This window comes from Pseudobutyrivibrio sp., from assembly GCF_015057185.1.
Taxonomy (GTDB): Bacteria; Bacillota; Clostridia; order Lachnospirales; family Lachnospiraceae; genus Pseudobutyrivibrio.
Genome location: NZ_SVEV01000051.1, coordinates 1 through 13681, shown reverse-complemented (window position 1 = coordinate 13681; position 13681 = coordinate 1). Strand labels below are relative to the sequence as shown.

13 protein-coding genes and 2 tRNA genes are annotated in these 13681 nt (G+C 36.4%); 1 reads left to right on the top strand and 14 read right to left on the bottom strand.

The genetic code is table 11. The features are described 5' to 3' along the window. Positions 1 to 111 precede the first annotated feature (111 nt). Together E7276_RS14590 and E7276_RS14585 are read right to left on the bottom strand one after the other, a co-directional pair. Positions 112 to 699: a 50S ribosomal protein L25 gene (locus E7276_RS14590; RefSeq protein WP_294219176.1), complete on the bottom strand. Its 588-nt coding sequence runs from the start codon at positions 697 to 699 to the stop codon at positions 112 to 114. Between the two features lie 126 nt (positions 700 to 825). Continuing rightward, positions 826 to 1266, bottom strand: coding sequence for a GatB/YqeY domain-containing protein (locus E7276_RS14585; protein ID WP_294219173.1), 441 nt, complete (start codon positions 1264 to 1266; stop codon positions 826 to 828). Between the two features lie 252 nt (positions 1267 to 1518). On the opposite strand from E7276_RS14585, the gene E7276_RS14580 reads away from it, so the two are divergent. Next, positions 1519 to 1603, top strand: a tRNA-Leu gene (locus tag E7276_RS14580). A 315-nt stretch (positions 1604 to 1918) separates the two neighbouring features. Here E7276_RS14580 and E7276_RS14575 read toward each other — a convergent pair. From E7276_RS14575 to E7276_RS14520, 12 genes are all read right to left on the bottom strand, one after another. Then, the gene (locus tag E7276_RS14575) at positions 1919 to 3391 is read right to left on the bottom strand and encodes a glycoside hydrolase family 32 protein (protein ID WP_294219170.1); all 1473 of its coding nucleotides are present in this window, start codon (positions 3389 to 3391) and stop codon (positions 1919 to 1921) included. 41 nt (positions 3392 to 3432) lie between these two features. Continuing rightward, on the bottom strand, positions 3433 to 4419 hold the full coding sequence (locus tag E7276_RS14570) for a LacI family DNA-binding transcriptional regulator (RefSeq protein WP_294219167.1): 987 nt from the start codon (positions 4417 to 4419) through the stop codon (positions 3433 to 3435). A 95-nt stretch (positions 4420 to 4514) separates the two neighbouring features. Then, positions 4515 to 5360, bottom strand: a complete 846-nt coding sequence (locus E7276_RS14565; protein WP_097075454.1) for a carbohydrate ABC transporter permease — start codon at positions 5358 to 5360, stop codon at positions 4515 to 4517. A gap of 12 nt (positions 5361 to 5372) precedes the next feature. After that, on the bottom strand, positions 5373 to 6269 hold the full coding sequence (locus E7276_RS14560) for a carbohydrate ABC transporter permease (protein WP_294219160.1): 897 nt from the start codon (positions 6267 to 6269) through the stop codon (positions 5373 to 5375). A 113-nt stretch (positions 6270 to 6382) separates the two neighbouring features. After that, on the bottom strand, positions 6383 to 7741 hold the full coding sequence (locus tag E7276_RS14555) for a sugar ABC transporter substrate-binding protein (protein ID WP_294219157.1): 1359 nt from the start codon (positions 7739 to 7741) through the stop codon (positions 6383 to 6385). Positions 7742 to 7985: 244 nt separating this feature from the next. Further along, positions 7986 to 8369: an SMU1112c/YaeR family gloxylase I-like metalloprotein gene (gene gloA2 / locus E7276_RS14550; RefSeq protein WP_294219155.1), complete on the bottom strand. Its 384-nt coding sequence runs from the start codon at positions 8367 to 8369 to the stop codon at positions 7986 to 7988. A gap of 24 nt (positions 8370 to 8393) precedes the next feature. After that, a complete protein-coding gene (locus E7276_RS14545; protein ID WP_294219152.1) occupies positions 8394 to 8795 on the bottom strand; it encodes a flavodoxin family protein in 402 nt (133 codons plus the stop codon). 19 nt (positions 8796 to 8814) lie between these two features. Beyond that, positions 8815 to 9261, bottom strand: coding sequence for a flavodoxin (locus E7276_RS14540; RefSeq protein WP_294219150.1), 447 nt, complete (start codon positions 9259 to 9261; stop codon positions 8815 to 8817). 186 nt (positions 9262 to 9447) lie between these two features. Next, complete coding sequence (locus E7276_RS14535; RefSeq protein ID WP_294219148.1) at positions 9448 to 12117, bottom strand: ABC transporter permease; 2670 nt, start codon at positions 12115 to 12117, stop codon at positions 9448 to 9450. 1 nt (position 12118) lies between these two features. Further along, the gene (locus E7276_RS14530; protein ID WP_294219146.1) at positions 12119 to 12826 is read right to left on the bottom strand and encodes an ABC transporter ATP-binding protein; all 708 of its coding nucleotides are present in this window, start codon (positions 12824 to 12826) and stop codon (positions 12119 to 12121) included. Positions 12827 to 12851: 25 nt separating this feature from the next. Then, on the bottom strand, positions 12852 to 13463 hold the full coding sequence (locus E7276_RS14525; RefSeq protein ID WP_294219144.1) for a TetR/AcrR family transcriptional regulator: 612 nt from the start codon (positions 13461 to 13463) through the stop codon (positions 12852 to 12854). A 144-nt stretch (positions 13464 to 13607) separates the two neighbouring features. Next, positions 13608 to 13681 (bottom strand) — tRNA-Arg (locus tag E7276_RS14520).

The window sequence follows — 13681 nt, the reverse complement described above, 5'->3', positions numbered from 1 at the left end:
ATACACTTCCCACTATCTGGGCGTGTTCGGGACTTTCACCCGTTAGAGCGCGCCCATGGCGCGCAAACCAAAAAAAGAGTCTCCATATCGGAGACTCTAATAAATACACCTCTATGAAGCTGACTGAGTCGAATCCTCTTCTTCCTCTTCATCAGCAACTTGATTCTTTGCAGCAATAACCTCAACAACTACCTGATTAGCACGTGTGGTTACCTCTACCTTTTTGTTCTTTGAAATATCAAGGTCTGCAACTGTAACTGAATCACCAAGTCTTAATGAACTGCAGTCGATTTCGATTTTCTCAACCACATCCTCAGCCTTAGCTTTGTAAGAAACCTCAGAAACTAATTGCTCTAAAACACCTTCTGTAACAGCCTCTTTGTTCTCAAGAACAACCTCTGCTGTTGCATGGATAACCTCGCCCTTAACAAGCTCCTGGAAATCCATCTCTACAATTTGATGCTTCGCTGCATCATAATGTAGCTCCTTAAGTAACACATTGTACTTCTTTCCTTCCAAATCAAGCGTCATCTGAGTGTGTCCACTCTTTCTAAGAGCTTCAGCCTCTTTAACCTCGAACTGGAGTGGGATTGATTGTTCGATATCCTTACCGAACAGGTTACCTGTAACGTAGCCCTCTCTTCTCAACCTCTTTGCTTTCTTTTCCATGTCACGTCTTTGTACTCTGTAAGTATCCATTTGTCTCTTCCTCCTAAAATACAAATATTTGAGCAGGGAAATTTGCGGAATGTCGATATTCAATTGGCGTTTCGTATTTTCTCGTGTTCGACTTTGTTATAAACCTCTTTTTGAAAATAGTCAAGTCTAATTATTGCAAAGTTCTGCAACTATCATATTGATAGCTTTGCCGTCAGCCTTACCCTTAAGTGCTGGCATTACTTCTTTCATAATTGCGCCCTTGTTCTTAGATGCAATAACCTCTGCAAAGTTCGCCTGAAGGAATGAACGAATCTCGTCATCACTCATCATTGCAGGCGCATACTCCTTAATTACATCATATCTAAACTGATACTCCTCTTTTAAATCAGTTCTCTCTGCTGGGCATGTATCAAGCTGCTCTTTAGCAGTCTTTAAAGACTTGAGAATAACCTGATCTACTAAATCATCTGCAATATTGTCTCGAGTTCCAGCATCAATAGCGGCCTTCTTTACATCAGAAACAAGTGAAGAAATCGCATCTTTTCTTGCCTTATCTCTAGCCTTCATGGCTGCAACCATATCTTTTTGTAATGTTTCAAACTGCATTTTACTTATCCTCCTCTAATATACTGTTTTAATTGTAGTTTTATACTATATTTAATAATATTTATCACGCAAATATTAATAAAATTTAGTGTATTACCTCACGCCATTTTACCACCGTTAATAGACACCTGCAACAATGTGGAATAGTTCTACTAACTGAATTTTTTGAATATTTCCATTATTTAAATAGGTGTTGACTAAAGTGGATTTGAATGATACTATTTATATCGTTGCGTGAGATTTTTACGCTACGCGGAAGTGTCGGAACTGGCAGACGAGCAAGACTAAGGATCTTGTGCTCATTGCGAGCGTGCGGGTTCAAGTCCCGCCTTCCGCATTTTAATTAAGAACTAGGATGCATTCCTAGTTCTTTTTTTATATAGAAAAATATATAATGCATCCTTGTTCTTAATTAACAGGCCGATGAGATCCTTGAATCCGGGATTCAAGGTCTCCTCGCCCTGAAGGGCTTCGTCGGTCGGTTCCGTGGGAAAAAGGTCCACTGGACCTTTTTCTTTTCCACTCCACCCCGCCTTCCGCATGAAAAGGACAATTAGGCATAACAACACAGAGGTCGAAATTCACTAAATAATGAACTTCGACCTCTAATTTATATATGAGTATTATGGAGAGTGAAAATGGCTATATTTAGCTACAGAATCAAATCCCATTTGGTGATATCCATATGTGCTTCCGAGGTAGACTGGAATGTAATATCTGTTGCTTGAATAGGTGTATAAAAGGTACTTGTAAGCACACGTTCACCTTCATTTAGGAAAATTTCTGCACTATATCGATCTAATAGAATCCGTAACTTCAATTTATAAGGGGTTGTTTCAACATCTCTTACATTAAGAATGTCGCAGTCAAAGCCACAGTTATTTCTATCAAATCGTAATAATCCACTGTGTGGAAAATACTGTATTATAGTCTCATTTTCATGGTCTTTTGCAAAGGCAATTGTAACCACATCATTGGTTGTTGCCTCTGGCATTTGTAAGCAAATATCCATGTCAAGGATTCGCCCATTAATACCGTCCAATTGCATAGGCTCCTTGAATGTCACACCTTGATAAGATACTCGATTATCACGATACTTTTCTAATTCCTTAACAGGCTTCTGCAAAAGCCTTCCATCTTTAATAGATAGCTCTCTTGGTATTGACATAGTTCCAAAGAACTTATTGTCATGGGGTTGATTTCTACTTGATTCCCAAGATTGCATCCAGCCTATAAGTATTCTTCTGCCATCAGGTGTCTCCACCGTTTGAGGAGCATAAAAATCAAGCCCCTGATCAACGCTTTGAACGCTCTCACGTTCAAATTTGTGTTTCTTTTTATTGTAACTGCCTAAAAGACAAATAGAATTATTTCCATTATGAAATTCTAATTTCTGAACTCGCATTTCCTGAGGTGAAACTAACAAAACCTGTGTATCATCTAACGAAAAGAAATCTGGGCATTCCCACATTTTTCCATATTTATTATCACTACGATCCAAGGTTGTTACATATTCCCATTGCTTCACATCAGGACTTTGAAATAATAAAATGGCGCCGCTGCCATCCTCTGTTCTATTTCCCACGACCAAATAATATAATTGATCGTCCTTGTCGTACCAGATTCTAGGATCTCTAAAATCCGCTCTGCTACCACCCTCCGGAAGTAATGAACCATCTATAACAGGGTTATTGCTAAACTTAATATAGTCGGTACCATCTCCTACAGCTAGACACTGGGTCTGGGTAAATACTTTTGTTTGAGGATCCTCCACTACACCTGTATAAATCAATGCATGATTTCCATCTGCTAACTCCACAGCACTTCCTGACCAACAACCAAATTCATCATACTCTTGGTCTGGTGCCAATGCGGCTGGCAAATATTCCCATTTAATAAAGTCTTCTGTGCAAGCATGTCCCCAATGCATTGGCCCCCAGCTAGTATCATATGGATAATACTGATAGAACAAATGATATTTTCCTTTATAGTAGGAAAATCCATTTGGATCATTCATCCATCCAACTCTAGAAGTAAGGTGAAAGGCCGCTCTGTCATTTACTTTGACTTTAGCCTCCTCCTGTAGTTCATACTCTCGTGCCTTAATTAATGATTTACTATTCATAAAAACTCCATTATCGTTTTTATAAATTCGCCTAAATCAGATTAGTTAATAGCCGTTGATTGATCTCGATGTAAACTAACAGACAGATGTACATCACTACTATCAACCGTTTTACCGTTTATTAAATCCATCATAATATTCACTGACTGCTTAGCCAAATCGCCGATAGGCTGGCATATTGTAGTCAACCCTGGGCTAGCAAGTCGGCTAATCTTTGTTCCATCATAACCTACTACTTTCAGCTTTCCTGGAATATCAATTCCAAGCTCATTGGCTCTTTTCATAGCAGACATGACCATAAAATCCGTTCCAAATATGCCATCTACGTCAGGATATTTTTCGAAGAACTCGTATGCATTTTTGTCTGCTGTTGCTTCAGATAAATCATTCATATCTGTAATAATTTCCTGATAACCAAGTCCGTGTTCACGGATTATTTTTTCGAATACGTCGTGTCTTAATAATGCTGGTGAATCCACGTTTGAGGAGCCACGAAACTGTAGTACATTTTTACAGCCAGCCTGTATTAATTCCATCGCCGCAAGGCGTCCACCTTCCTTATGATCTACTGACACGCATGGTATACCGCGACCAAATGTATGATCTAAAGCAACAATAGGACGATTGATATTAAAATATTCTTCATTAGTAACAGAGTGAGTACCGCAGATTATACCATCAACCATATTGCGTTTTAACATATCAAAGTACTGTAGCTCATAGCTTTCCTCTGACCATGTATTGCAAATCATAGCTTTATAATCATGTGCGAACAGCTCTACTACCAGTTTATCTACGAATTCTGCAAAAAAAGGATGAGAAATCTGAGGGATGATAACTGCAACTATACCTGTTCTTTTATAATATAAATTTCTAGCAATCTCATTTGGGGTGTAATTAAGTTCACGGATAGCCTCCATAACCTTTTGCTTTGTTTCCTCTTTTACATACCCATTTTCACTAAGTACACGAGATACAGTTGCTACACCTACTCCAGCTTTTTGTGCAACATCTCTAATTGTCGCCATAATTTCTTACCCTTTCATGTGGATATTTTAGTTTAAGATATCTGTTTTTAGGCAAATTTTCAAGTTAATTTATTGCTTTTATTATATTTATTTTTTTATCCTTTTATGCCCGAAGAAGCTATACCTTCAACGTAGTATTTCTGCATGAATATGAACATAACTATCATAGGAATTGCAGATAATACCAGTGATGCCATAATGGCACTATAATGTACAGGCTGTGTTCCAAAAAATGACTGAACTGCAAGCTGTATAGTGCGATTTTCCTTACCTGTCATTATCAAGAATGGCCACATGAAATCATTCCAATGAGCCACAAAATCCAAAATAAATACTGTAGCATATACCGTTTTTGATATAGGCATTACAATGCTAAAGAAAGTTCTGATTGGTGAACTACCGTCAATTGAAGCTGCTTCCAATAAATCGTCAGGAATGTCCTTGAAAAAATTGTAAAACATATATATTGAAAAGCATTTTGCAATTGATGGGACTACCAATGCTGGCAGTGAATTTACCCAACCTAGCTGCGACATTTCAATGTACATTGGAAGCAAAATTGCCTCCATTGGCATTACCATTAATGCAACTACAAAGCTAAGAATTAGCTTTCTTCCTTTGAAACGAAATTTTGCCAATGCATATCCGCATATTGAATTGATTAATAAATCAAATACTAAAATAAGCAAAATATATGTGATAGTGTTCTCAAACACGTTCATCAAATCAACTCGTCTGAAAACCTCAATAAAGTTATCAAAGCTTGCATCTTCAGGAACAAAAGTCTGTATTGAATTCATGTTAGCAAATATTTTTGCTTCTGGTTTTAACGATGCTGAAATCATCCAAATCAAAGGAGAAACAAAGATAATTCCAATTATTGTATTACCAGCATAGAATAGAATTTTCTGAAGCGCCTTCTGTGCTTTTAAAGATTTCATAAGCTACCCCTTTCATTCTTCTGATGTTATTTTTTGCAAAATTAATGACATTGCCACAACAATCACAAAGAATACAGCTGCAACAGCACATGCGTATCCAAAATTTCCTTTTTGGAATCCTTGAGTATAGATGTAATACACCATAGTTTTTGTAGAATTCCTTGGACCGCCCTGTGTCATTACATATGGCTGTGTGAATAGCTTCATCGCCTGAATCATAGTAATCATAATGACATACTTAATTGTTCCTTTAAGATTTGGTATTGTGACAAACCAAAACTGTTGCCAAGGTGTTGCACCATCAACTGAGGCAGCTTCATATTGATCTCTTGGAATCCCCTGCAATCCTGCAAGAAAGATCATCATCTGGTAGCCTGCTCCTTGCCATGCAGACATAAAGATGATTGAATTCATCGCTGTTCTCTCATTGGTCAAAAAGTTAATTGGTTCAAGACCAAGATTTACTAATAGCGCATTAATTAATCCAGTATTAGGATTAGAGTTGTATAAAACAGTCCAAAGAACAGCAATTACAACCATAGATGTTAACTGTGGACTGAAATACATAGTTCTAAATATTGCTACACCTTTAAATTTTTTAGATACTAGCATTGCCAATATCAATGCTAATGCACATTGAACTGGCACAACTATAATAGTGAAATAAAAAGTATTTTTTAATGAAATCCAGAAGTCAGAATCAGTAATCAATTTGTGATAGTTTTCAAAACCAATGAATGTTATATCATTTGGTCTCATAACTTGATACTGGAACACTGAATAGTACACTGTATATATAATCGGTACAACCAAAAACGCTATCAGTAATGCTACTGCAGGCAATGAAAAAACATATCCAGCAATTCGTTCATCCCGTTTTCTTCCAGACATTTGCTCTGTTTTTGCCATCGGTATTGCTCCTATTTTTAGAATTCCTTTACTGCTAAGCCACTGACTATGCTATATAAAAGTCGCACCATAATTGATGCGACTTTTTACATAGTATCATCAAGCCTTACTAATTAATTTGCATAGTAAGTGTTATAATCCTCAGCAAAACTGTCTGCTACAGAATCCAGTTGTTCTTTAATATATGATTCATCAACCGTTTTTGTTGAAGCAGCCTCTGAGAAAATATTAGACATTGCCTCTGCATAATCTGTTGAGAAAGTCGCATATGATGGAGTTCTTGGACGTGGAGCAGCTGAATTTTGAAGCTGTTCTACGAATAAAGCTCTTGGTCCCTCTGCATAAGAAGCCATGCATTCCTCATCATAAGCTGATGCTCTAGTTGCAGGCTTTGCAATTGCATCTGCATATGAAGCAACATTTTCTGTGTTCATTAACCATTTAAGGAACTCACCTGTAGCCTCTATATTCTCGCAATCCTTTGAAACAGCTGCAGACCAGTCTCCACATGGAGAAACAGCCTTATGAGTATCATCAGCAACTGGATAATATGTTACGCCCCAATCGAAAGTTGCATTAGCCTCAAGTGTAGCTACATCCCATGAACCACCTAACTCAGTAGCACATGCACCATTTAAGAACTCATCTGTAATAGGATCTACATTTGCGTAACCCTTTGCAATTAAATCTGCAAGGAATGCTGTTGTCTTTACAGATTCGTCACTATTTACATAGCCATCTGCTGTAGTTCCATCATCTGAAATATAGTCCTTACCTTCTGAGATATACATTGGCTCAAGAGCATAAGGAATACCTTCGCCGTGATCCATAATAATATGTGTTCCTACATAACTATCAGTTGTACATTTCTCAGCAATTTCTGCCATTTCTGACCATGTTATTGGATTATCAATAGTTCTTGAATCCAAATCATCAGTATCTACACCACATTCCTTTAACAAATCCTTGTTGTAGTAAAATGCTACACCTGACTGTGTTGCTGATATTGCATATAATTCACCATCGTATGTACATTGAGCCTGTGTTGCAGGATCAAAATCATCAATGCTATCACTAAAATAATCAGTGATTGGAACAATAAGCCCATTAGCTGCATAGTATGAAACCTGAGGTCCATCTACAAAGAATATTGAAGGAAGACTATTTGATGTTACTGCTGTTGCGATTTTATTGTCATAGGCATATGAATCTGAACGATCAATTGCCTCACGAGCTGCCTTCATATCTGGATGAGCGGTGTTCCATTCATCAATCTTTTCTGCCCACCAATTTTCAATAGATTCTTTATCACTTGGTGACCAAATAGTGATTACGGCATCATCCATATCACCTTGTGTTGCACCTTCTGTGCCTGTGCTAGCATCTCCACCTGTAGATTGTGAAGACCCACACGCCATAAGCGATGTTGCCATCATAATGGCAAGACCTGAACAAAGCATTTTTCTTTTCATTTTCTCTCCTCCTAAAGTAAAAACATGTGTGGAACCCGTTCCATATCCCCTCAATAAAAAACGCAGCCCGGTCCTGCGTCATTATATTATCTATGGAACCCGTTCCATATTTTCTATGCTTATAAAATACACCAATACATTATGGTATGTCAAATATTTTTACGCATGCTTTTCTTCAAATACTACACAAAAAAATGCTCCCCATTTTATCTATTATGCTTTCAAAATGGGGAGTACTAAAATTCTACTCATGTAATTCAAGTGGAAGTCCATCTGGATCAAAGAAAAATGTCATTTTCTTATTTGTAAATTCATCTGTCCTTATAGGCTCGCACTCAATCTCAAGTTCTTTTAACTGCTGTACTGCAGCTTCAATTTCTTCTACCTTAAAAGCAAGATGCCTCAATCCACAAGCTTCTGGATAAGATGGTCTCTTTGGTGGATTCTTCGGAGCAAATATTTCTAACTCGGTATTTGAATCTATTTTTAAGTCTAGCTTCCAATCTTCTTTCTCAGGTCTATAGTTTTCCCGAATCACCTCAAAACCTAGCTTATTTACATAGAAATCTTTTGACTTATCGTAATCAGACACGATAATCGCTATATGATGAATTGTAGATAAAATCATGGTATATCTTCCTAGCTATTTTAATTATTGTTTAATCGCATTTCTAGCAAATTCTTTTGCCTCATCAAGCTTTTGATTAACGCTAAGCATATGTACATAGAAATAGTCATCGTCTACCTTTATGCCTTTTCCTCTAAGGATTTTCTTCAATGCGTTAACAGTTCTCCTTGACCAGTTTGAAGTAGAAAATAATACTACTCTTCCAACTTTATTTGGATCTATGTTCTCGGCATATTCACGAAGTTCTGGTGCCATAATATTTGCATATGGCGCGCCGCCTAGGAACAAAATATCTACATCATTTATTAAAGATGGTTCATCTACAACACTAATAGCCTCTGTTCCAACTTCATCAGCAATGGCTATAGCCAATTTCTTTGTATTTCCCGCTTTAGTTTTTGAATAAAAACGTACTGCTATATTCATTTCAACGTCTCCTCAATTATTACCAGTTCTTTACGTCATCAGCGCTAAACACAAGCTTTGCTTCTACTATACTTGCTCCAGCTAATGATGGAGATAACTTCTCTGCAGTTTTACCAATCTTGCTTCCGCCTGATGTTGCAAATGCATAAACCTTTTTTCCTGTCCAATCATATGCTTTGCAGAAAGTATGTATTACTCGTGGAGCCTGACCATACCATATAGGAAATCCAATATAAACAGTATCGTATTGATCAAAATTTTCGACTGTCCCTCTAACAGGAACGTCTTTATTTCCTAACTGCTCACGATTGCATCGAGCAATAGGATTTTTCCAATTAATATCAGCTTCAGAATATTGTTCAACGGGAACAATTTCAAAAATATCAGCACCGATAGCTTCTGCAAATGTCTTTGCGACCTTAGCTGTTGTTCCCTCAGCACTAAAGTAAGTCACTAATGTACTCATGGTAATATCCTCCTAAAAAATCCGGCGCACGAATTGCGCTCAATTAAATAGTACCATGTTATATTTTTAAATCAAGCGGTAATATCTTAAATTTTCATAAAATTTGCTATTTAATTTGTTAATCCATTATAAGTGCCTTATATCAAAGCTATCTTCTGCTTTCTGGTCTTTAAGCTTGATTTTCACCTACTCATTAGCTTTTAGACTTGAAACCATATCTATCTTTTTCAGATTAACTGATAAAGCAATACTTGTTACAAACATGATTACAAGTGTACCTATGGCAGCAATCATATACGCAGACACATCTATATTTGCAAAGAAATCATAATCATCTCCAATGGCATATTTAAACATGTAATCAGTAAACTCAAATCCTAAAGGAAGACCAAAGATAATTCCGATTATAGTAAGCCAAAGATTTTGTTGAGTGTAAATCATTGTCAGCTTGGAGAATTTAAATCCCAGCACCTTAAGCGTTGCAAATTGATACATCTTTTCACTAAGTGCCAAGATTCCCATATTATAGATGATGATAAACCCTTGCAAGGCTGAAATAGTTATGAATAGAACAATCATCTTGTTTATCATTTCAAGCATGATATTCATCTGCTCTTTCATGGTCTCTATCGATGTGATAGTAGACACCCCTTCAATATCAGAATCTGTTAAATCACTGAGATTATCATCTGTATATATAGTATCACATTCATAATCTTCACCTAAGGCTTCAAAGGCGCCTCTTGTCATTGCAAATTGCTGATTTTGAGGATCTCTGTAGACGGCCGTAATCCTTGTTTCATACCATGTATCCTCTCCCATGATTCGCCAATTTACACTGTCGCCTAGAGAAAAACCATTCTCCTTTATCAGCTTTTCTGTTGCAAATAAAGCTCCGGCGTCATTTATATTACCATCAGTGTTTCCTGGTATCCCATTATTGATATCATAAGTCGTAGTATCATGTCCCGAAACTCTTAAATGACCATCAGAATCATTTACCGTTAAAACTGAGGTATTAATATTGCCGTCAGCATCCTTGTATTCAATCGCAATTGTTTGGCTTGTAGCATTTCCATAAGTATTTAATAATTCATTGAGTCTATCTTCTGATATATTCTCTGATAGATTCAGCTTATAGCTATATGCTTGTATTTTGTCAAACTCCCACTCAAGATAATGCTGCAATGAATCTTGCATTCCAAATGCCATTACAATTAATAATGTTGAACCTGTAACACCAACTATAGCCATAATACTTCTAGATTTGCTCCTTAGGATATCACGTAAGTTCCATTTTACAGAAAATGGCAGTTTATCACTGATTCCTTTTCCACCTTCTTTAGCCTTTATCTTTATATGTGGAACTTCAAGTCTAAGGGTTTGGGCCGCAGATTCCTTCAAAATATTCTTTATTGATAAATATGTTATTATCGTAATTACGATAACGATAAGTGCAGCTGCCACGTAGTTTTTACTGAGAAGATATCTATGAGCCTCAGGCAAGTCATACATTGATAATTCCATGTTTAAAAACGGCTGGCCTAATATCGGACCTCCTGCTACAAGCCCAAGAACTGCCCCCAAAAAACTCACCCAAAAGCCATATGTAATAAAGTGTAATGTAACCTTCCTATTTCTAAATCCTAATGCCTTTAGTGTTCCAATTTGGACTCGCTGTTTTTTCACGAATCGGCTCATTGTTGTAACCACAGAAAGCCCAGCAATAAATACAAACAAGAATGAAAACATTCCTGAGTACGTATCGCCTTCTTCTGACTCTGATTTTAAAGATACATATGAATTCCATACATTCCTGTCAGTAATTGCGCTTATTGAAATACCATCTAATTCATACAGCTTATTCCTAATTGATTTTATTTTATCTTCGAATTTTTCTACATCATCGGAAGCAATATATGGATTTGGCGCAGTTCCAGCAACATCAACTATTGCATTAGGATAAACATAGCAATCTCTCAAATTAAAATCAGCATCTAAAGCAGTTATAAATGCTTCTTTATCCGATATATCTGCTTTTCCATCATTAATAATTCTTGCCTTCTCTAATGCGACCTCAAGATTCACATCCTCATCTATATCCATCTGTTTTTTTATATCATCTAAATCAATTCCCATTGCAGTATATGCATCTACAGCGTCTTGAATATCATCTGCTGAATCAAGGAAATCTACAATATCTTCATTTTTTAGAACCTCATCATATAAATACTCTTCTGGAAATTCATTCATCGACAAATATGCCCACCCATAATCAGCAGCATCTTGGAATATTACAGAAGAATCAGCTACAGTATATACATGATCAGGCGATGACACTATTCCTCGTACCACCTCTGTGAAAGCATATCCTTCAAGGTATAATGTTAATTCATCACCAACTTTTATATCTCTTGCTTTAGCAAAATAATAACCGACCCACACTCCATCCTTATCTGGACTATATTCCTCTCCATCACGTAAATACATCGAAGATATATTTTTATCGTCATCATCAGCATCTAAAAAATTGAGCTCAATCTGGATATTTTCAATATCTGTTGTATCCCCACTTGTTACATCTACTGATCCTGACATGGAAAGATATCTCTCTACATCTGAAATATCATCTATACTCTTAATTTTATTTAAATCTTCATTAGAAAAATTTTCACCATATAACCATAGGTCTTCTAGATTGTATTTTTCATAAAAATCAACTGAAGAATTCTTCAATCCATCAGAATAGGCATTTACTCCTGAATATGCTGCAATTGCCAAAAATACCATGGCAAAAATAGTAAAGAACTGCCCAAAGTTTCCTTTTATATCTCTGAATAATTTTTTTCTCAACATTTTACCATTGAACCTCATCTATGTTTGCAGGGTTTGCATTCTCTTCAACACTCTTGATCTTGCCATTTTTTACACGAATTACAACGTCGGCAATATCGGCAATAAGAGCATTATGAGTGACAATAATAACTGTGTTATTGCCTCTTTCTTTTGTTGTCTGCTTCTTTAGAATCTTGAGGATCATAACACCTGTTTGAGAATCGAGTGCTCCTGTAGGCTCATCACATAATAAAAGTGCTGGATTCTTCGCTATAGCACGTGCGATAGAAACTCTCTGTTGCTCTCCTCCAGACAACTGATTAGGGAACTTATTCATATGCTCCATTAACCCCACATCCTCAAGTGCTTCAGCTGCATCCAAATGATCTTTAACAATTTCGTTAATTAACTCAACATTTTCTTTTACTGTAAGCGATGGAAGAATATTATAAAACTGAAAAATAAAACCAACAGATTTAGCTCTAAAATCACTAAGTTTATTCTCAGAATATCCTGTTATATTCTCACCATTAACAATTACCTCTCCCTCTGAAGGTGTATCCATACCTCCAATTAGATTAAGCAAAGTTGATTTGCCTGCTCCTGAAGGGCCTAGAATAACAACAAATTTACCTTCCTCAATGTCCAAATCAACATGGTCCAAGGCTCTATATTCCTTTTCGCCCACGTTATAAACCTTTGATACATTTCTTAATGATACTTTATTCACTTGTCTCCTCCTTATCTTCAAGCAACTACATTAGTATGCAATCCATCCAACCTTTAACTATAAAGAGCATTATTTTACGTGTTCTCTTCTTCGCCTCATTAACGTCTTTTTCATGGGTGACTAAATGAATATATGCTTCTACATTTAAATGTGAAAGCCAATGAACCATATACTCATCTACTGACTTTCCCTCTTGTTGTGCATATAATCTTGCTAATTCACCATATTCTTTTTCTAATTCTGCAACAAATCTATCAGAAATATTCTCTAATGACGAACCTACAGATTTCGTAAGAAGAATCATTGATTCCTCATAGTGTGAATATAAAATGTCCACTAACTTATCTGCTAGAATCTTTTCATGCTCGAAATCTGTTGAAAAACCTTCATCAATCTGGTTCTTATCCTGAACTATATGCTCTGCAATAGCATGCTGTACTGGTAAGAGCACTTGATTGGCTATTTCGCAAAAAAGCTCATCCTTATCTTTAAAGAAAAAATAAATTGCACCGGTTGTACACCCTGCCTTTGTGCAAATTCTTCTTAATGAAGATTTTTCAAATCCATATAAAAAGAATTCTTCTTTAGCTGCAGCTATTATTTTGGCTCTTGTTTCCTCTTTTTCCTTAGTTGACATTATTACCTCCTTAAAAAAGATAACAGTGTTATCTACATAACACTGTTATCTTAATACTTTGAGTTAGTTTTGTCAAACTCCCTTTTTAGTAAATAAAAAAAGCTTTAAGTCAATGATTAATCAATAACTTAAAGCTTTATCTAGCGTGCGTGAGAAGATTCGAACTCCCGACACCTTGGTCCGTAGCCAAGTGCTCTATCCAGCTGAGCTACACACAC

Coding starts and splice junctions, on each gene's coding strand:
- gloA2 (WP_294219155.1), bottom strand. CDS start 8,369: ATGATTTTATCTACAATTCATCATATAGCGATTATCGTGTCTGATTAC.
- E7276_RS14555 (WP_294219157.1), bottom strand. CDS start 7,741: ATGAAAAGAAAAATGCTTTGTTCAGGTCTTGCCATTATGATGGCAACA.
- E7276_RS14575 (WP_294219170.1), bottom strand. CDS start 3,391: ATGAATAGTAAATCATTAATTAAGGCACGAGAGTATGAACTACAGGAG.
- E7276_RS14565 (WP_097075454.1), bottom strand. CDS start 5,360: ATGAAATCTTTAAAAGCACAGAAGGCGCTTCAGAAAATTCTATTCTAT.
- E7276_RS14590 (WP_294219176.1), bottom strand. CDS start 699: ATGGATACTTACAGAGTACAAAGACGTGACATGGAAAAGAAAGCAAAG.
- E7276_RS14525 (WP_294219144.1), bottom strand. CDS start 13,463: ATGTCAACTAAGGAAAAAGAGGAAACAAGAGCCAAAATAATAGCTGCA.
- E7276_RS14535 (WP_294219148.1), bottom strand. CDS start 12,117: ATGTTGAGAAAAAAATTATTCAGAGATATAAAAGGAAACTTTGGGCAG.
- E7276_RS14540 (WP_294219150.1), bottom strand. CDS start 9,261: ATGAGTACATTAGTGACTTACTTTAGTGCTGAGGGAACAACAGCTAAG.
- E7276_RS14570 (WP_294219167.1), bottom strand. CDS start 4,419: ATGGCGACAATTAGAGATGTTGCACAAAAAGCTGGAGTAGGTGTAGCA.
- E7276_RS14560 (WP_294219160.1), bottom strand. CDS start 6,269: ATGGCAAAAACAGAGCAAATGTCTGGAAGAAAACGGGATGAACGAATT.
- E7276_RS14545 (WP_294219152.1), bottom strand. CDS start 8,795: ATGAATATAGCAGTACGTTTTTATTCAAAAACTAAAGCGGGAAATACA.
- E7276_RS14585 (WP_294219173.1), bottom strand. CDS start 1,266: ATGCAGTTTGAAACATTACAAAAAGATATGGTTGCAGCCATGAAGGCT.